General features: G+C 59.1%; 16 protein-coding genes and 3 pseudogenes. 6 read left to right on the forward strand and 13 right to left on the reverse strand.

The features are described 5' to 3' along the window. Positions 1-27 precede the first annotated feature (27 nt). Positions 28-514 (forward strand): annotated as a pseudogene (locus OCL88_RS19385) (transposase). Here OCL88_RS19385 and OCL88_RS19390 read toward each other — a convergent pair. The 7 genes and pseudogenes from OCL88_RS19390 to OCL88_RS19420 all read right to left on the reverse strand — a co-directional run. Continuing rightward, positions 504-781 (reverse strand): annotated as a pseudogene (locus tag OCL88_RS19390) (transposase); the annotation flags it as partial. The pseudogenes OCL88_RS19385 and OCL88_RS19390 sit on opposite strands and share 11 nt — an antisense overlap. A 184-nt stretch (positions 782-965) precedes the next feature. Next, positions 966-1,502 (reverse strand): NUDIX hydrolase, encoded by a 537-nt coding sequence (locus OCL88_RS19395; protein ID WP_264963611.1) that lies wholly within the window; start codon positions 1,500-1,502, stop codon positions 966-968. A 1,488-nt stretch (positions 1,503-2,990) separates the two neighbouring features. Beyond that, positions 2,991-4,481 (reverse strand): aldehyde dehydrogenase family protein, encoded by a 1,491-nt coding sequence (locus OCL88_RS19400; RefSeq protein WP_264963612.1) that lies wholly within the window; start codon positions 4,479-4,481, stop codon positions 2,991-2,993. Next, positions 4,474-5,223, reverse strand: coding sequence for a class II aldolase/adducin family protein (locus tag OCL88_RS19405; protein ID WP_264963613.1), 750 nt, complete (start codon positions 5,221-5,223; stop codon positions 4,474-4,476). Before OCL88_RS19405 ends, OCL88_RS19400 begins: the two co-directional genes overlap by 8 nt. Continuing rightward, positions 5,210-6,994, reverse strand: coding sequence for a thiamine pyrophosphate-binding protein (locus OCL88_RS19410; RefSeq protein WP_264963614.1), 1,785 nt, complete (start codon positions 6,992-6,994; stop codon positions 5,210-5,212). The genes OCL88_RS19405 and OCL88_RS19410 overlap by 14 nt, the downstream gene beginning before the upstream one ends. Before the next feature lie 11 nt (positions 6,995-7,005). Next, positions 7,006-8,364, reverse strand: a complete 1,359-nt coding sequence (locus OCL88_RS19415; RefSeq protein ID WP_264963615.1) for an SLC13 family permease — start codon at positions 8,362-8,364, stop codon at positions 7,006-7,008. Between the two features lie 716 nt (positions 8,365-9,080). Next, the gene (locus OCL88_RS19420) at positions 9,081-10,331 is read right to left on the reverse strand and encodes an FAD-dependent oxidoreductase (protein ID WP_264963616.1); all 1,251 of its coding nucleotides are present in this window, start codon (positions 10,329-10,331) and stop codon (positions 9,081-9,083) included. Positions 10,332-10,417: 86 nt separating this feature from the next. On the opposite strand from OCL88_RS19420, the gene OCL88_RS19425 reads away from it, so the two are divergent. From OCL88_RS19425 to OCL88_RS19440, 4 genes are all read left to right on the forward strand, one after another. Then, a complete protein-coding gene (locus OCL88_RS19425; RefSeq protein WP_264963617.1) occupies positions 10,418-11,206 on the forward strand; it encodes an IclR family transcriptional regulator in 789 nt (262 codons plus the stop codon). Between the two features lie 116 nt (positions 11,207-11,322). Then, a complete protein-coding gene (locus OCL88_RS19430; protein WP_264963618.1) occupies positions 11,323-12,453 on the forward strand; it encodes a cupin domain-containing protein in 1,131 nt (376 codons plus the stop codon). Beyond that, the gene (locus tag OCL88_RS19435) at positions 12,453-13,277 is read left to right on the forward strand and encodes a fumarylacetoacetate hydrolase family protein (RefSeq protein WP_264963619.1); all 825 of its coding nucleotides are present in this window, start codon (positions 12,453-12,455) and stop codon (positions 13,275-13,277) included. Before OCL88_RS19430 ends, OCL88_RS19435 begins: the two co-directional genes overlap by 1 nt. Then, positions 13,277-14,032, forward strand: a complete 756-nt coding sequence (locus tag OCL88_RS19440; protein ID WP_264963620.1) for a maleylpyruvate isomerase family mycothiol-dependent enzyme — start codon at positions 13,277-13,279, stop codon at positions 14,030-14,032. Before OCL88_RS19435 ends, OCL88_RS19440 begins: the two co-directional genes overlap by 1 nt. Positions 14,033-14,351: 319 nt before the next feature. On the opposite strand, the pseudogene OCL88_RS19445 reads toward OCL88_RS19440, so the two are convergent. Continuing rightward, a pseudogene (locus tag OCL88_RS19445) lies at positions 14,352-14,472 on the reverse strand (IS3 family transposase); the annotation flags it as partial. 152 nt (positions 14,473-14,624) lie between these two features. Here OCL88_RS19445 and OCL88_RS21340 point away from each other — a divergent pair. Continuing rightward, positions 14,625-14,903: a transposase gene (locus OCL88_RS21340; protein ID WP_413775472.1), complete on the forward strand. Its 279-nt coding sequence runs from the start codon at positions 14,625-14,627 to the stop codon at positions 14,901-14,903. Between the two features lie 62 nt (positions 14,904-14,965). Here OCL88_RS21340 and OCL88_RS19450 read toward each other — a convergent pair whose 3' ends face one another. From OCL88_RS19450 to OCL88_RS19470, 5 genes are all read right to left on the reverse strand, one after another. Continuing rightward, positions 14,966-15,694, reverse strand: coding sequence for an IclR family transcriptional regulator (locus OCL88_RS19450; RefSeq protein WP_264963621.1), 729 nt, complete (start codon positions 15,692-15,694; stop codon positions 14,966-14,968). A gap of 704 nt (positions 15,695-16,398) precedes the next feature. After that, positions 16,399-17,175, reverse strand: a complete 777-nt coding sequence (locus tag OCL88_RS19455; protein WP_264963622.1) for an IclR family transcriptional regulator — start codon at positions 17,173-17,175, stop codon at positions 16,399-16,401. A 71-nt stretch (positions 17,176-17,246) separates the two neighbouring features. Next, a complete protein-coding gene (locus OCL88_RS19460) occupies positions 17,247-17,993 on the reverse strand; it encodes a class II aldolase/adducin family protein (RefSeq protein ID WP_264963623.1) in 747 nt (248 codons plus the stop codon). Then, the gene (locus OCL88_RS19465) at positions 17,993-19,225 is read right to left on the reverse strand and encodes an NAD(P)/FAD-dependent oxidoreductase (RefSeq protein ID WP_264963624.1); all 1,233 of its coding nucleotides are present in this window, start codon (positions 19,223-19,225) and stop codon (positions 17,993-17,995) included. Before OCL88_RS19465 ends, OCL88_RS19460 begins: the two co-directional genes overlap by 1 nt. Beyond that, positions 19,226-19,327 (reverse strand): ferredoxin, encoded by a 102-nt coding sequence (locus tag OCL88_RS19470; protein ID WP_264963625.1) that lies wholly within the window; start codon positions 19,325-19,327, stop codon positions 19,226-19,228. Positions 19,328-19,341: the final 14 nt, after the last annotated feature.

Genomic DNA, 19,341 nt, shown 5'->3' on the forward strand with positions numbered 1-19,341 from the left:
CATCAGTGGGCAATTACGTGGCCGCCTATGGGCAGTTTTTCATGGCCGCTTACAGCCGTCAAAGACCTGACCGGGAGACTCGCCGAAAACCACAAGGAACTGGCACAGCTCACCGAAGGACTGGCGCCGGGACTCCAATCCGTCGCCGGGCTCGGGCCCGTAACAGCGGCCATCATCACCTGCGCGTATTCCCACCACGGCCGTATCCGGTCAGAGGCTGCCTTCGCCGCACTCGGCGGCGTCGCGCCGCCCGGCGTCCTCCGGCAACACGACCCGGCACCGGCTCAACAGATCCGGAGACCGTCAGCTAAACCGGGCCTTCGACGTCATCGTCCGCACCCGCATGAGCTTCGACACCGCAACCAAGGACTACGTGGCAAGGAGCCGGGCAACAGGGGAAATCAAACCGGGGAGATCCGCCGGAACCTCAAGCGCTACGTCTGCCGCTCCATCTTCCGGCAGCTCCAAACCATCATGGCTTGACAGGACCCATAGAAGAGTCATCTTGGGTTGATGTCCCTGGCCAGATATGCAGCCGCCCGGCACAGAATCTCATTCTCCTGCTCCAACAACCGGTTCCGCTTCTTCAACTCCCGCATCTCGGCCGACTCCGACGCTGCCGGGCCGGCCCCGGATTCCTTACGCTCGGCGATGGCAATCCAGCGCTTCAACGTCGTGACCGAAAGCCCGAAATCCTTCGCAATCTGCGCCAGAGGCGCCTCGCTCTTCGGGCCACATCAATAACATCCTGGCGGAACTCCGCCCCATAAGCCGTGGGCATGGTCAACATCCTTCCACGAGCACAAGCTCGCTAGGTCAAGGAGTCAACAAAACCGGGGGCAGTCCCATCTTCCGTCATCGGGATGACGATGACGGACAGCAAATGCCTGGTGAGTACTATCTGCGCTGGGGGCTACACCGACCGCAAAGTCGCACATAAAGAAGCCTATGAGAATTTGCCGAAGTCATGTTATGGGCCATTTCCCCGCTAGTACCTGAGGGAGCACAGGTTCAAGGATTCGGAGCGTTAGCCCCCAAATTGTATGATCGTGAGTCCTTCGGACGCGGACTTTCCTCGGTGTGTTCCAGCCGGGGAAGTCAAGCTCTTCTTCTCGTAATGCAGTATCGGATGCCAGCGCAGTCACCGAGATATCTAGCACCTTCTCCACCTCCGCCGTCTGAGGCTTCCAAGCGTAACCCGGTGTTATCCCCTTCAGTTGAACTACGAATGGGGACACTTGGTAGTGCGTTGTGTAGGTATTGATCCTGTCGAGTTGGTCGAGAAATATAATGTGCTCGGTGTCCAGTCCTAGTTCTTCGGTAGTTTCTCGAAGTGCAGTGGCCCACGGTCCTTCATCGTTTGATTCCCGGTTACCTCCAGGCAGAGAAATTTGGCTTCCAAATTGTCCATGTTCTGACTTTTTTATCAGCACTAGGCGAAGCTCCCCTTTTTCACCCCTGTAGAAAGGTATGGCAACTGAAGCCTGCCGCAGTTCCTGCATACGTTTCTCCAAGCGACTGGTGGAAGCGGATGTTGTTTCCAGCCTTCTCATCTTGCTCTAGTTCCAACGTGTATACCGACAGTGCCGCGGCGTCCCATTTACCGGGCTGGTCCGGTACCCGGCACTGGCGATTTTCCGCCTTGGTCCGACCCCCGATCACGTACAGCCCACCTCTGATCACGGTTGCCTTCATACTCGTCCTCGTATTTATCCTCACGCGGTCCTCTCGTTAATGACACCTCAGCCACGTGGGCGATGGAGTCCACAACTGTGCGGGGTCACATGTCACTGCCATAGTTGGACTGAGGAGTTCCATCACGCTAAGCGGAAGCACCTAAGACATCGAGGGTCCGCTCCTAATTCAAGCAGGCGCCAGTCTGAGGTATGAGAATCATCCCCGCCTACTCGATAGCCGCACAGGGCACAACTCTTTTCCGTGCCGGGCGGTAATGGCAGCAGGTACGACAACATTGCTGCTATCCGCTTTAGGGTTGACGGCATACGTCGTTTTCATCTCTTTCGACGAACATTTGGTCCTGGGTTCGGCACGCTGCGCGGTGTACGTCTTAGGATTTCTGGGTTCTAGCCTTGACGCATAACCCGCCACTGAAGCGAATCAGCCCTGCATGAAATGACGGATAGCGAGGAGCAGCCGGATGCTCAGTTCAACTCTCAGGTCCGCGGCATTGGCACCGTTGACAGACCGGTGTACATGCGACACATATTTGTAGCAATGTTGAGGCCGTGCAGTAGAAAACACCACTACCGGCCGACACTATATATGGGCATGGTAATGCGTATGAATGGGCGTGACTCGGCGCCACCCCTCAATACATGAGGCTCCCACGTCAGAAACAGCTCAGCTTCGTGGGTCCCCTAGTCGCACTTGTTCAACGGACTTTGCATCGATGGCGGTTATAAATGCAGAGCCTCGCCCTTACTAATGAGGCGGATGGACGCACAGTCTTCCAAATGAAAAAGGTGCCTCTCATTGAGTTCGTCCCTTATCCAGATAATAAGCCCATCCGTTGTACTCGACTCCATTGTACCGACGCAGCTCCGATCATCATGTAGGTGAATTGCCACAACGTCCCCAGGGGAAATGCTTGTCCAAATCGAGCGGGCATGTTTTCCCATTTGCATGAGACGCTCCTCCTCTCTCGGTTTATTACACTTTCTTGCTTTGTCACCAAAAAGCGTTTCAGTCTGCTAGATGGTGTAGTCGAAGGGATCACCAGTTGACCATGTTTAGGCCCGTGCATAACGACCGTTGCTGCAAGCTTGAATGCGTCCGGCTTGCAGCAGCGGGCGAACACCGGTCTGATCGGGGGCGTTAGGACGGTTCGCAGCGGGTCCTCTTGCGGCCGCCTCGGGGTTAGGAGCCGGTCGCAGAGGAGCCCAGAAAGCTCTGCAATTCCATTGCATCCAGACAAAGGGGACTACTGGATTTTCAATCAGCCTCGTGGATGATGAAGCATTTGATCTAAATCACCTTCGAATCATCGCATTGATAACCTTTTCCTCGGTGTAGGAGAAAAGCTCTTCCATCGATTCCTCCTTTCCCCCCACTCCCGATGCCTTGACGCCCCCGTACGGCACGTTCGGGAAGTGGGCCGATGACCCGTTGATCCAGATAAATCCAGTTTCCAGGTTACCGGCGACCCTAAAAGCCCGATCTAAGTCTTTGGTCCAGATCGCCCCGGTGAGGCCGTACCGAACGCCGTTAGCGATCTCCACCGCTTCGCTCTCTGTCTTAAACTTCAGTACAGAGAGCACCGGACCGAAGACTTCCTGTTGAGCGATCCGTGAGCTTGGTGTGACGCCGCTGATTACGGTTGGTTCGAAATGGAGGGATTGTGTTCCTTCAGGAATGCAACCGCCCGCTACCAAACTGGCACCGTCGTCCAGAGCCATCTGAACGAAGCCTTCTGTCTTTCGCTGCGCAGATTCGCTGACCATGGTCCCTTGGGTTGTGTCGTCTTCCAGCGGGTCACCGAGTCGGATCTCGGCCACCAGTTTGGTGATCTCCTCCAGAAGCCCATCGTGGATGGACTCGTGGACCAGAAGTCTCGACGTCGAACCGCAGGATTGCCCGGCCCACATGAAGTTCATTCCTGCCACTGCTCCACGAGCGGCTTCCTTCAAGTCTGCATCCGGGAAGACGAGCATGGCGTTTTTTCCTCCCAGCTCGAGACTTACCTGCTTTACCCCAGATTCGGCCGCAGCACGTTGAATTGCCCGGCCAGTGGATTCCGAACCGATGAAACCAATTCGCCTGACGTCTTCATGACGGACGAGCCTGTCAGGAACAGCCGGACCATTGCCGACAATGATGTTCAGGACCCCCGGTGGAAAGACGTCCCGGGCCAGTTCCCCGAGTCGGAGGGCGGACAGGGGGCCCATTTCCGGCGGCTTGATCACGCAGGGGTTTCCTGCGATGAGTGGGGCCGCAACGCGACACGCGAACATCAACGGGTGGTTGAACGGGAAGATCTTCGCAACCACACCTACTGGCTCCCGAACTGTCAGATGCAAGGCATCCCCACCCGGGATGGTTTGTCCCTTGAGTTCCAGTGCAAGGCCTGCGTAAATCCGCATCTGGTTAACAGCTAACGCCACGTCGTTGCGTGCGTTCCTAATGGTCGCTCCTACGTCCAGGGCATCAAGAAGTGCAAGTTCTTCCGCTTGCGCCTCAACAATATCGGCCAGCGCGCGGACACGCTCAACGCGGTCCGCGAGAGGTGTTGCCTTCCACGTAACCCGTGCTTTTGCCGCTGCGGCTGCTGCTGCATCGACATCCTCGGGGGCTGCGTCGGGAACCTTCGCGAGTACCTGACGAGTGTAGGGGTCAAAGGTTTCAAACACTGCACCGGACGCGGCATCGCGCAGCTCTCCACCAATCAGCATCCGAAACGGGCGCTGCAGTATGTCTGCCATTTCCTGCGACCGCCTTTCGCGTGCAGTTTCCAGTTCAGTCATCGCTGCCTACCTCCTTGGCTACTTGTGCCCGCCAAACGTTCCAGGCCCTCAGCGCCTGCCCGCCAACAGATCCATTTGCCGTCGCGGCTTCACCGCGGCTGAGGAACCGCGGAGTCCCTAAAACCGATGCTTCGAGTTGTGCGCGTGCGTTTACCTCGGTGTAAACCGCCCGATACACAACTTCGGGCAGTGACGAACCAACGGCGATCGATCCGTGCCCACGCATGAGGGCCACGTTTCCATCTCCAAGGGCGCCGGCCAGATCAGAGCCGAGCTGACCGTTGGTAACCAGCAGGTCGCTGCCGTCGCCTGCGAAATCGCTGATCTCGAAGACAGGGGTTCCTTCGGGGTTCAGGAAGCCTGCCATGTGGATCACGGGACGGAAAGGGGCTTCGACCACGCTGAATGGCACGACGGCAGCGGAATGGCTGTGCACTACGGACATGACGTCGGGACGTCGTCGGTAAATTTCCGCGTGGATAAACCGCTCGAGGTAGGCAGGGCGATCATCGTCCAGCACCACTCCATCCAAGTCATGAGTCATCACGTCGTTGCGAGTGACGGATCCGGGAGCCAGGTTCCGAGATAATAGGAACGTTGACGCACCTGGCGCTGACCGGGCACTCACGTGACCGAAAGCATCCAGGACGCCCTGACGAACCAGTATCCGGTTTGCCGCCACCAATTCAGTGATCAGGTTTTCGCCGACGATATCGCGTTCCTGGATTTCAATTGTCGTCATTTTCATTCCCATCCTTGCTCTCTCGTGTCAGCCCGGCCGACATCGCGGGCGAATAACCGGGATCAATAACAACGTCCACAACAACGCTGGCTCCAGATCTAACCTGCGCTACGGCCGTGGCCATGACGTCATTCAGCTCCTCGACGTCTGTAATAGGGCCGTAGCCCACGAGACCCTGGGCGCGAGCCAAACCCGCAAGATCCGGTGCCGGGTCGTCGATTTGTTGGCCTATCCACTTACGGGAGACATCGCGGTTACGAATGTTTGCCACCCGTTCCTGATGTACCACGTCGTTAAAGTAGGCCCTGTTATTCGCGACGACCACGAGCATCGGAATTTTTTGGTTGGCAGCGGTCCAAAGTGCCTGAACACCCATGAGGTAGTCACCATCTCCGAGCACAGACACGGGAAGACGGTCAGTCTCCTTGAGCGCTAGCGCCGCTCCGACTGCCATGCCCGGACCGGAACCGATCCCGCCCCCGCCGTCGTAGCCGAGGAACGAAAGAGGCTGATCAAACGCCCAGCTGTCGCCGTCCCAACCGAGGGGCAACCTGGCGAACGTCGGGTTTTCATCGGCAAGATTCAGCTGCAGAACTTTCACCAAGGTAGATAGTGTGATCGATTCAGCATCAACCGGAAGGGGCCCAAACATTTGAGCTCGACTTTCGAGCGGCTCCCCCGCGGGAAGGCGGTCGAGCAGTGACTCGACAGCGTCATCGGGAGCCGCGGGCAACCAAACGGTGGTCTCCGGGCGTGCTTGGTGATCTTTGCTCCATCCGTTTGCCAGCAACGGGTCAAGGGTGGCGGAAACCACCGGGATGTCCTGGACGCCGGCCTGCTTCAGGGTGCCGGCCAAGTCGATCCAGTTCAAGTCAAGGACCACGTCGGCGTTCTGAAGAGCATCCTTTCCATCACCACCCAGGAAGAAGCCGGACCCCGCCACGTGCGCGGGGTGGGTCATCGGAAACATGATTCCCGCCTTCAGGTCGGTAATGACGCGGGCCCCCAGTGCCTCGGCCAGCCGTATCCGCCGCTCCCATGAGGCCTCGTCTCGGTTGCCGGGTCCGGCCAAAATAACCGGCCGGTGAGCCGTCGACAGCAGGGCCGCTGCCCGGTCCAGGGACTGCCGACTGGCTGAAGGCTGATCCACATTCGGTCCGCGCGACACCTGAGGCATCCGAACCGTGCCAATGAGTCGTTCCTCTTGAACGGCGGCGTCCATCACCACGTAGGTTGGCGCCTTTGGTGAGGTACGGGTGATGTCCCAAGCTCGGGCAAGTGATTCGAGGGTCGCCGGCACTGAGGTGGGCGTATCGTCCCATTTCACGAAGTTCCGCACAATGGCCGGCTGGTCCGAGGCGGTGTGGATCCAATCGATCCAAGGGCGCCTCGCTGCTGCATCAAGTGGCCCCGTGGCCCCGATGATCAACATTGGAATGCGGTCACACCACGCGTTATAGATGGCCATGCTTGCATGCATGAGGCCCACGTTGCTGTGCAGCGCCACGGCCATTGGCGTTCCAGTGATCTTCGACCATCCGTGGGCGATGGCAACGGCGTGCTCCTCGTGGAGGCAAACCAACATCCCTGGAGCATCATTCCCTGCATAATTCACCATGCTGTCGTGAAGCCCTCTGTAGCTCGCACCCGGATTGAGTGCGATCCAGGGCACAGCCGTGGCTTTTAGGAAATCAACGATCGCATCGCTGCCCCACTCAGCATTTGGTTTGACGGCCTCTTGTGCTGCAGAAACAGTTTCGACAGTCTTCACGTTATTTCTCCTCACCCCAAACCGGGAAGTATGAACAGCATGGTCACAAGCGGGGCGGTAACAACCATGGCTGCCCCCCATCCGAGAAGACCGCGGTAAACCCGCTTATTGTCTTCCGGTTCGGCGTTTGAGAGCGTGAGGGCGCCAATGGTTGAGAATGGCGATGAATCGACCACTGTTGCGCTGATCGTCAGCGCTATGACCATGCCGATGACTGAAATGTCTCCACTCAGGAGGAAGGGCATCGCAAGAGGGATCAGGGCAGCAATGATGCCTGCGCTGGAAGCGAACGCCGAAACCACTGCCCCAATCAAACAGAGGATGAGCGCCGTCAACAGCGGCGACCCGAGACTGGCCGCCATATTGCCCACAAAATCAATGGTGCCCAGCGCTTTAAGGACACCAACGAACGCAACCACGCCCGTGATCAGCAGGACTACTCCCCACGCGATCTTCTTGGGAGCTTCTGCCAAGGACTGGGGTGAGGCCACCATCAGAGCGACCGCCGCAGCCATCGCCAAAAGACCGATGTCTGCCAGGCCGAGCATGGCAACCGTTCCGACTATCAGGATCAGCAACAATGTGATGCCACGGATCGGGGTGAATCGGATTGGTTCTTCCCCTCGAATGTCCGTACCAGCAGGTTCCGACTTGCCCGTGCGAACAGCTTCGGCATCCCCGCTGCCCAGAGTGCCTCTGGAGCCGGCGCTGACCGTCACCAACTCACGAGAATTCAGAGAAGAAACTCGTGCAAGACGTTCTTCCTTTATGAGTTGAAGCCCGCCAAAGACCAGGTAGATCACCACACCGAGGATGACGTTGTATCCGAAGTTTGCCAGGAACAGAGGAATCGGCTGTGATTCGAGACCGCCTCTTTCCAACGTGCCGTTCACCGTTGCACCGAGCAGGTTGACGGGAGAGAAATTTCCGCACGATGCACCGTGAAGAATCATCAGGGCCGCGAGCAGAGGACTGATACCGTGGCGTTTCGCCAGTCTCATACCAATAGGTGCCACCAACGCAACTACCGCCGGAGCGAGCGCGCCGATGCTGGTTACGATAGCGGCGACAGCGAACAAGAGCCACGGCATCAGGGACTTACGGCCCCGCAGCACATGACTCAAGGCCTCAACAACCCACTCAATTGTTCCGTTCACCGTCGCGATACCGAAGAGGAATGTCACGCCGACCAAAAGAACAAACAGGTCACCCGGATAGGCAGCGTAAAGAGCTTTAGCGCCATCATCAGCGAAAAGCATCACCATCACGCCACCACAAACTAATGCGATAGCTCCCAGATTGATATTACGGGTAGTTCCTAATATGAAAACAAGGGCGAGCAGCCCTATACCAATTAGATGGGGCTCCATTCACTTGCCAATCTTTAGAAGAGTTCTGAATACCATTCCCAATGGCTAGCCATGGCAGCCTCTCACTCGCAGACACCTTCGGAGTCCCATAGTTGTGGAGGGCCTGGCGGACCAAGCGGGGCCAACTTCGCTGTCATTCCAGGTCTAAGAACGGCTTCATCTGAAACGGGCTTCATCGACCGCTGCGCTCATCTAATCGTTGAGATTAGTGATGGGTTTCACTCACGAAGATAAGTTGAACACAAACATTCACCGTTGTCCAGATATGTTCTCTGCTGTGCGGAGAAATGGGCCGAGGCTCCATCAATTTTTGTTACGCGGCAGACGCTTGCGACACCTCCGGACCTATTGACATTATCGACGCTAAAAGCGCGGGAGTGAAAGTGGATCAGAGAACTCCCGCTCCTGGAGAATCTGGCACTTTCGCAGATCCAAAGCAGCTTTCTAGTCCCCCTATGATTCGTTCAGGCGCGACATCAGGATTTGATCCGCCGCAGCCGGTGGGGAGTTGTCCAATAGGTGGCGTGTAGAGGATTTCGACGCACACTCAGCAGCATGTCTGTCAACTTCTAAATGCTTGAGTGGGGAATGAGCGGCAGTAAGCGAGCCACCTTCCGTGGTGGTCCAGCGCAACGGGAGGAATGGGAGAGGGGCCTAGCTGAAGGGATGGGGCGACGGAAGTGCTGTCACAGCCGCATCCCACCCCCTGATGTCTCCTAGACGACAGATGCTGTCGCTGATCTGCCAACGGACAAAGCAGGAACCCCGGGGGCGTCCTGGCCATAGAGCCAGTCGCAGTACTGGTAATTCCCGTCACCACGGCTCTTGAACAACAGGTTTCGCAGCACGCGGCTGACTCCTGACACGTGCCAGGATTCACCCCAGACACGGGCGGTCCGTTGCACTCTCGCGGTACGGGCCGCACGAGCCTCATTGAAACTCTTGAGGGCATGCTCCCAAGTATCGTTGTTGATGCCGTCGGCCGTGAAAACGGTGTCCTGGGTGATGTCCTGCAGGACTGCTGCGTCTTCGAGGGCCTGACATGCCCCCTGTGCAAGGTACTGCAGCATGGGGTGGGCCGAATCCCCAATGAGGGTCATCCGTCCGTCAACCCAGTTTTCGATCGGGTCCCGGTCGTACATCGGCCAGCGCATCCCTGTTCCCAGGTTCTGCAAGGCGTTCCGGACGGCCGGCATACAGTCCTTGTAGGCCTCTTCGAGTTCATCCACCCCGCCGTACTGCTCCTCGCCGCGCTCAAAGGATGCAGATTTGAAGACAGCAACCGTGTTAAGAAGCTTGCCCTTGCGAAGAGGGTACTGGACAAGATGGCAGTCAGGTCCCAAGTAGACGATGACGTCTTCCAGATCCGCGGGCGGGGTCCCAGCGGTAATCGGAACCGTGCCCCGGTATGCAACGTAAGCAGAAGAAACCGGACCGTCATGGGCCACCGATTGGCGGAGTGTTGACTTAAGACCGTCGGCCCCCAGAACCGCATCTGCTTCAAAGACGGCTCCGTCAGCGGCGTAAGCCCGAGCCCGGTTGCTTACGGTTTCCACCCGTTCAATCTTGACGTTGTTCTGAAGAGCGACGCCGGCCTCCCGGCAGGCTTCCAAAAGGATCCGGTGGAGGTCACTGCGGTGGATTACGACGTAAGGAGCGCCGTAGCGCTGCTCAAAGTCGCTGCCAAGGGTTTGGCGCGTCAGTTCTTCTCCGCTTACCGCGTCGCGGAATACCAGGTGCTTGGGCTGGACGCCGATTTCCAGGGCCTTCTCCAGCAAGCCCCAGCGCTTCAGCGTGCGGGTGGCATTGGGAGCCATCTGCAGGCCAGCGCCGACTTCGCCAAATTCTGGGGCCACTTCCACCAAGGTGACGTCAGCGCCGTTTCCGCGGAGCGCCAGTGCTCCGGCAAGTCCTGCCATTCCGCCACCGACGACGAGAACATCTGTGGAAGATGAATTTTCAGACAAGGGGTGCTCCTACAAAGGTTGTGGTTCGGTGTGATGCTGCGCACTAGCATCATTGGCCGCAGCTGAGTCGGCAATAGAATTCTGATATGCAGAATTTAGGCAGCCAGAAAAAGCCCATGTACCCGATTGAGGCTGTGGACAACGCCTTGCGTCTGCTGCAGTTGTTGCGTGACGGCGGAAGTTTACGGCTCAAGGACGCTGCGGCCGAACTTGACGTAGCGCCTTCCACAGCACACCGGCTCCTTGCCATGCTTGTGTACCGGGGTTTTGCAGTGCAGGACGAATCACGGATGTACTACCCGGGTGCAGCCATCGGCGCAGGGCCGGCTGGGCTGGGTTGGACCCGGCTGCTGCGGATGGTCGCCCAGCCACACATGGAAGTCCTGTCCGCCAGGGTCAACGAAACCGTCAACCTGATGGTCCGGGTGGGCACGAAAGTCCGGTTTCTGAGTACCGTCGAGGGCTCGAACGCCCTGCGGGTGGGAGACCGGCAGGGAAGCGTGATGCCAGCCAGCAAAGCGTCCGGCGGCAAAGCCATCCTCGCCGAACTGGACCCCGAGATGGTCAGGAAGCTCTTCAACAGCGGAACAGCCGAAATCTCCGGGGACAGCATCCCTGCCCAGGAGTACGCCGCGTTCGCCCACGAACTCGACGCAGTTCGCCGGCGCGGGTTTGCCGCGAATTTTGAAGGTACGGAGGAGGGTATCAGCGCATTGGGCATGGCCCTTCACAATGGCAAAGGCGAAGTCGTGGGTGCACTGAGTGTCGCTACGCCCGTTACCCGCTTCCGACCCCTCTTCGATACGGGTCTCGTTCAGGTGATGACTGAGACAAAACGGCAGCTCGAGGGAGACATAGCCGCCAACCCCGCTTGATCCAGCCAGGCGAAGACTTATCCAGAAAATTCTTCTCTGCGGAATAATCTGTTGGCAATTGCAGCCCTCCTTTACTGTGGCACTAACCACTGCACTTCGCTCTCGAGGAGGCCCCCGTGTCCATCAGCGCCGAAAACACTACCCATGAGTTAGTTGCCGCCGGGCACGCCCTGCCGGAGCCGACGCCCGAAGAGGCTGCCCAGCTGGAGCAGCTGTACAAAGACTTCGATCGGGAGAATCTGATTCCATTGTGGACTCAGATCGCCGACTTGATGCCCATGATCCCGTCCCCCAAGGCGGTGCCTCACGTGTGGCGATGGAGCGACCTGTACCCGCTGGCGGCGCGCTCCGGCGACCTTGTACCTGTCGGCCGGGGCGGAGAACGGCGCGCTATCGCCCTGGCCAACCCGGGCCTGGGTGGCACCCCCTACGCGACTCCGACGCTCTGGGCAGCCATCCAGTACCTCGGCGCTCATGAGACCGCCCCGGAACACCGCCATTCCCAGAACGCGTTCCGGTTCGTCGTCGAGGGCGAGGGCGTTTGGACCGTCGTGAACGGAGATCCGGTACGGATGTCCCGCGGAGACTTCCTGCTGACCCCCGGTTGGAACTTCCACGGTCACCACAACGACGCCGACCAGCCCATGGCGTGGATTGACGGGCTCGACATCCCTTTTGCGCACCACACCGATGCTGGCTTCTTCGAGTTCGGCACTGAACGCGTAACGGATGAGGCCACCCCGGACCTCTCCCGCTCTGAGCGGCTGTGGGCCCACCCGGGCCTGCGTCCGCTTTCCGGCCTCGATGACACCGCCAGCTCTCCCATCGCCGCTTACCGCTGGGAGTACACGGATCGTGCACTGCGCGAGCAGCTCCTGCTCGAAGACGAAGGCCACCCGGCGACCGTCGGCCAAGGTCACGCCGCTATCCGCTACAGTAACCCGACCACCGGCGGCGATGTCATGCCAACCATCCGGGCCGAATTTCACCGCCTCCGCGCCGGTGCCTCCACCGAAACGCTTCACGAGGTCGGCTCCAGCGTTTGGCAGGTTTTCGAAGGCCGCGGCACCGCCATCCTAGACGGCGAAAACCGGAACTTGGAGAAGGGCGACCTGTTCGTGGTTCCGTCCTGGGCCGCCTGGTCGTTGCGGGCCGAAACCGAGTTTGACCTCTTCCGTTTCAGCGACGCCCCCATTTTCGAACGGTTGAACTTCAACCGCACCTACATCGAAGGACGCACCAAATAATGAAACTCCTCACCCTCCGCACGCCCGACGGAACAAAAGCAGTGCGCCAGGACGGTGACACACTTACCGAGATCGCCGGCTTCACCGACGTCGGGGCACTCCTGAACGATCCTGCCTGGGAAGAGAAGGCCACCGCCGCATCCGGTCCCATCCACCCGCTCGCAGGCGCCGACCTCGCACCTGTCGTCCCCGCCCCGGGCAAAATCATCTGTGTGGGCCACAACTACCGCAACCACATCAAGGAAATGGGACGCGAAGTCCCCGAGCACCCCACCCTGTTCGCCAAGTACGCCGAGTCCCTGATCGGACCCAATGACGACCTGCCCCTGCCCCAGGAATCAGACGCCGTCGACTGGGAAGCGGAACTCGCTGTGGTAATCGGCAAAACCGGCCGCCGGATCAGCGGAGCGGACGCCCCTGCACACATTGCCGGATACTCGGTCCTGAACGATGTGTCCATGCGCGACTACCAGTTCCGCACCATCCAGTGGCTGCAGGGCAAGACCTGGGAAAAGTCCACCCCGTTCGGACCTGCCCTGGTCACCAAGGACGAGTTCACTGCAGGACCGCTGATGACCTCGGCAGTGGACGGTGAGATCCAGCAGTCCACTCCCACCGGCGACCTGGTTTTCACCCCTGAGTACTTGGTGTCCTACATTTCCACCATCATTACCCTGAACCCGGGCGACGTCATCGCCACCGGCACCCCCGGCGGCGTAGGCCACGCCCAGGACCTTAAACGCTACCTCCAGGAAGGCCAGCTTCTCGTTACGACGATTGAGGGCCTTGGCCAGTTGAACAACCGCGTGGTGAAGGAAGCATAATGGTCGCCCGCACCGACCAGACAACGGACCCGACACTCCTAGAGCGACTCATCCAGGCCCGTCGGGGCACGGCCTTTTTCGCCCGTAAGCTCAACGAGCTCTCCGACGCAGAACTGGACGGCGACTCACTGCTCCCGGGCTGGAGCCGCCGCCACATCACTGCGCATATTGGTTACAACGCCCGGGCCATTTCGCGCTTGGTGGAGTGGGCCGCCACAGGAGTGGAAAGCCCCATGTACCCCTCCACCAAGGTCCGCGACCACGAGATAGATTTCGGGGCCACCCTGAACCCGATCGCTTTGCGGAATCTTTTCGCCCACTCCGCAGTTCACCTGAACGTCGAATGGCGTGACCTTCCGGCAGACGCCTGGCATCACAAGGTCAAAACTATTCAAGGCCGGTTGGTCCCGGCCGGGGAGACCGTCTGGATGCGCACGCGTGAAGTCTGGGTCCACGCCGTCGACCTCGACAATGGCGCCTCCTTCGCGGATATCCCCGCCCCGGTGCTCATCCGCCTACTCAAAGACATCACCGGCGCTTGGGCCTCGCGTGGCACGGACAAGGATCTGCTGGGCAGGGTCGACGGCCATCCTGCCCTGGGCTTCGGTGACATGAAGTCACGTACACCCCTACAAATTTCCGGTGCTTTGGCCGATATGGTCTGCTGGGCCACCGGAAGGGGCATAGCCGGAGTAACTGCCAGCCGTGACGGCCGGATTATGTGGACAGTGCCTGCGGCACCGGCCTGGATCTGAACCGCAAACGCCATGAAAGGGGGTCAGCAAATGAACTGGGCCCCTTTGATATTTCCATAATGGACTCCATGGGGGTTAGCACGGTGGAAACATGGAGCCTTTGGCAGCTCCCTAATCGCTGCAGCGGTAGATGACACAGGAGGACTGTCGCCGGTTACGGGCATCGGAACTCTATGTTCGAAAACGGGAACACCGGGCGGTCACAGTTTGAGCCCAGCCACGCTGGCTTGCCGCAGATCGTGGATAGTTGATCAGGCGGGTTGTGCCGGCTGAGGGCGCGGTTCGACTAGCTGCTCGTCTGGACAGAGTTCATCGCTCAGCCAGTCACCCGCCGCGAGCAGGAGCCCTGACAGCACACAGATAACCCAGCCCTCGCCGGTATGCAGATACGTGATGTCCGAGATCCAGACCCCGTCCAGGGCCCCGGTATCCGACTTCCTTGGTACCAGACTTTTATGTCTGGTACCAGCGCCAGACGTAAAGCCCCCAGGCCGCGTACAGGTCAAGGAACAACTCAGCACGTTGCTGAACACCGGCTCTCGAAAACGCCGCCGCAAGAATGCCTTGGAGGGACCTGGTCGGACGGGCCGCGATGTCGGAAACCAACAGGCTCTACCGGAATGACTGCCGGTGGTGGGCCGAGATCGAAGTCCTCGCCGTCACCGGTGTAACCACGGCCAACGTCGAAGCCAAAAACACCGCAATAAACCACGTCGAACGGACCGCGCTAGGCTACCGAAACCCGGACCGTTACAAATGGGCGTATTCTCTTGAGAGGTACTACGGATGGCAGCATGAGCAATCATTTCAGCAGGCATTCGCATCCAGAGGTGCCCCAGCTGCATTCAGATTTGGACGCGGCCCTGGTTAGGGCTTGGAAAAGTCATCGACGGGCAGGATGCTTACAAATGACGTACAGACCATATCGTTCGGCTAACCAATTAGGTTTGATAGACGACCGGCGGCCTCCGAAAGAGCTCGAGCCATCGGCTTGACTTCCTTGACCGGTAATCTGTGCACTGGTGCAGCGACGTTGATTGCTAGACGTGCATGCCCGGTATGTGTAGGAACTACTACGGCCACGGACGCGACACCATCTTCGCTTTCCTCACGGTTCACCGCATACCCATCTTTGCGGATCTTAGCGAGGTGCTTTTCCAGTTCGCTGCGGCGGCTGAGGGAGTGAGACGTAACCTGCATAAGAGCCTCAGTGGGGAACATTCGATGAAGCTCTTCCTCGGCTAGCTCACTTAGAAGCACTTTTCCTGTAGATGTGCAATGGGCAGGTAGGGATTTTCCAATTCTGGACGCGACTCGAACAGCAACAGATGGTTCCGAAACAGCGAGGAATCGAGTGAGGTTCCCTTCGAGGCTTCCAAGATGGACAGTCTCTCCCAGAGATTCACTTAGTTCATCGAGGATCGGTTGAGCTAGCCTCGGCACATCCATACGCTGCATGATTGAGAAGGTGATGCTTGTCAGGGCAGGCCCGGGAACATACGCCTTCGTCCGTTTGTCCTGGCGCACAAACCCACGCCATTGGAGCATGGCAAGCAGGCGATGTGCCGTAGATGAAGCAACACCTAGATGTCGGCTGACTTCCGTCAGGCGTAGCTCAGCAGTCTCTCCTAAGAGCAAAAGCAACTTCAGGGCGTTGTCCACGGACTCAATAGGATACTGAGGCGCGCTAGGGTCCCCCGGGAGCGGGTCAGGTGAGTATTTCTGCACAACAGAAATATTACCAGCATCTCTTGTCACAAGCGCGAAGTACGGGTGTAAGCCGAGGTAGCTTCGGCAATGGAGTGCATTGGTTTCTGGATAGTTGTCCCCCTGGGGGCGTGCCAGCAAGATGGTTACCGGGGGCGCAGTCTACGGCCAGTACCACCGGCTGCGCAGCAGCCTCGCGGAGCGCGGGCCCCACTACACTGCCGTACCCGTCTCCCAGCGCGTCGTGGTCAAGGACGGGACCTCCTCGGCTCCGAACAGCGCGCCGATGCGGGACCAAGGGGCCACGAATTGCCCACATCATGGTCGCACATGCCGCGGCTGGCTACTGGATGTCAAGACAATGAACCCGCGATTATCCTATTGCCGGCGGGGTGTCTTTGCCGGAGCTACCCGTCAGGAAAGGTAACCATGAGGCCAGGCTAAAGCTCTCAGAATTGCCGCCGGAAGCAGCCCACACTCGGTTGGGCTCTTCCGACGAATGCAATTACCGCTGCCCCGCCGGCCTGACTGCATCGTGGAAACCCATTGGCGCTTCAGTTCGCTCCCCACATGGCCAAGCATCAGTGCCGTGAGAGCCTTCCTTCATGGAATTGCGCGACCATTCAATTGGCCGGTTCAGGGTAGGTCAGCGGAGCAGGCTAAAGGAGACGGCTTTGCAGATTTTCAGCGGCGACACGAACTAGGTCGCTGAGTTCGGTTCGCAGCTGGTGCGACATCCGGTGGGCCGGCACCGAAACGTTTATTCCGTAGAGCGTCCCGCTCGGGCCTGCGACAGGGACGGAGACCGAGGTGACGCCGTCTTCGCTTTCTTCGTTGCTCGTTGCGTATCCCAGTCGGCGGATCTTATCGAGCTCGGCTTCAAGGTCCCCTCTTGATGTAATCGAATTTCCCGTCAACCCGGGGAGTTCCTTATCGGGGTAGAGGGCCCGTAGCTGTTCCCGAGTGAGCTGGCTCAGCATCGCTTTTCCTGTGGCAGTGCAGTTGGCTGGCAGCGTGATGCCTTGGCGGGAGCCCACGCGCACTGCCCTTGAGCTTTCAATGGCATCAATGAATTGGATGTCTGAGCTTTCGAGCCTGGCGAAGTGGACTGTCTCGCCGGTTTGTTGAAACAGCTGTTCAAGGACGGGACGAGCGAGGGTTCTTATGTCCGTTTGGCGTCTGATGGCGAAGGCGATCGAGCCAAGTGACTGGCCCGGCTCATAGGCGCGAGTAGCTGGGTTTTGTCGCACAAAGCCTCGATAAAGCAACATCCCCATGAGCCGATGGGCTGTCGACGAAGCGACCCCGAGATAGTTGCTCGCATCTGTTAGCCGGATGCTGCGCTGGGTTTCGAACAGCAGGAGCAGCCGCAATGCGTTGTCAACAGATTCGATGGGATACTGCGGTGGCGGGCCGTATTTGGACGCGGCATCCATAGCGGCAGAAGGCCTGCCTGATATCCCACCCATCCGGGGAATGGGAGCGGTTACGCTCCTATCGGCGAGCTTCACCCAGCAGCCTTTATCCGAGCGAGTTCGTGTCTCCAGGCCGTTTGCGTGTTGAATGACCCACCGAGGTCTGGCAGTTCAGCCATGTCGGTGTCTGGAAGGTCCGTAAGCACTCCCCCAGCTGCCGTCACCTGGAGCGACAACCCGGCAAGGGTATCTACGCTGATTGCCTGGAGTATTGCTTGCTCCACGGTCTCCGCAGCGCTGGTCAGCCCGTGTCCGCGGAGCAGCACGACAGGATGATTGCCCATGGCGTGAAGCATTTCAGCCGCTAACTGGCGGTTCCTGACCAGTACTCCACGCGGGTACACGGGCACCCCGCCTGCTGCTAGGCGTGTGCCTGGAATATCGAACGCTCCAACGATCGGACGTATGCTAAGCCCTGCGAGGTCCGCAGCGACAACCCGCGGAGGATGCGCGTGGACGACCGCGTTGATGTCTGCGCGTTGTCGCAGCAGCTCGGTATGCAGGGGGAGTTCGTTGGGGACGGAGTATCCCCCTTCCAGCTCACCCTCGGCAGCAGGGTTACCGTCGAGGTCCACCAGGCGGATGTCGGCGGCCTCGGTGAATGCCAACCCCCGCTCCAAGGGACCCCTGCATCGGACCAGCAGCGTGTTTTCTCCCATTCGAAGACTGATGTGACCGAGGATTCCGTCAGCCAAGCCACGGTGGGCCAGCACACGGCAGGCCAAAGCAATGGATTCCCTCTCCCCTGCATGTGTCAGAGGCGACTGAGTCTGTCCCATCAGGACGCCACCAAGGGCTGGGGATCGAGCATCGGTTCAAGTTTCTCCCGCAATTCTTGAACTGTTATTCCCGAACCCATGCCGCGGCGGCACGCCAGGAGGGCTTTGGGCCAATTCACGATGGCCGCACCACTCAGGTTGGTACCGTCGACGGTATACAGAGCGGCGAAGCGACCGTGAACTTCCGGATGTCCGATAATAACGTGTTCAGCCTTTCCACCCACCCGGCCTACCACCTGAATCTTCCAGTCGTGTTGGTCGCTCCAGACGTACTCGATCGGGGTGTAGGGGCGCAGTTTCTCAGGGTGAGTGATGTTGTAAGCCACGCACGCGGCCTGCTCGACGGCGTTGGTCCAGTGTTCGATCCGGATATCCTCGCCGTGTTTCTGGTGACGCCACCGTGCAACGTCGCCGACGCCGTAGACGTTCCCGGCGTCAACGGCACGGCAGTATTCGTCAAGCACCAGTCCGTTGTCCACCAGCAGACCCGAAGAACCGAGCCAGGCGTCGTTAGGAACGGCACCAATGCCGACAAGAACTGTGGCGGCCTCCAGGTTCTGGCCATTTGTGAGCCGCAGGGTAAAGGAGCCCTGTTCGCCGTCGATGGACTCGACCCCGGTGCCAAAGATTGTCGTCACGCCGTTGCTGCGATGAAGGTCTCCGAACCACTGTCCGACTTCAGGATTGAAGATGCGGCTCATGGGGATCGGCAGGGGGTCAATGACTGTCACTTCCAAACCCAGCGCCCGCGCTGTCGCCGCGGCTTCAGCGCCGATGAAACCTGCGCCGACAACAGCTAGCTGCCCGCCCTTTGCAAGGTCCGCACGCAGGCGGCGGCCGTCGTTGAGCGTACGAAGAACATGGATGCCAGGCCGATCGCCCCATGGAGATGGCCGGGCAGAGGCACCTGTAGCTATGACAAGGTTGTCGAAGTGCAGAGGTTCCTTCCCCTGCAGCTGCAGCAAGTTTCCCGCGATGTCGATTCCAGTAGCTGCATGCCCAAGTTGCAGCTCTATTCCTAACTCCTGCGCCTGGTCGTGGTTCAACAAACAGATGGAAGCTTCGGTCGCTGTACCCGCCAAGACAGTTTTGGACAACGGCGGTTTATCGTAGGGCAGTTCCGTTTCTTCCCCGACAAGGACGATACGCCCTTCGTATCCCTCCAGACGTAAGGACTGAGCCGTCCGCACACCCCCGATAGAGGATCCGACGATGACTGTTACTGTTTCCAATTAGTCCTCCACTATCAGGGCGGAAACGGGGCAGCTGCGGGCCGCCTCCACCACGCGGGCGCGGTCAGCCTCGGGTACTTCAGTCTTGAGGAGGACTACGATCCCGTCGTCATCCA

The sequence above is a fragment of the Paenarthrobacter sp. PAE-2 genome (assembly GCF_026013155.1).
In the GTDB taxonomy this organism is placed as follows: Bacteria; Actinomycetota; Actinomycetes; order Actinomycetales; family Micrococcaceae; genus Arthrobacter; species Arthrobacter ureafaciens.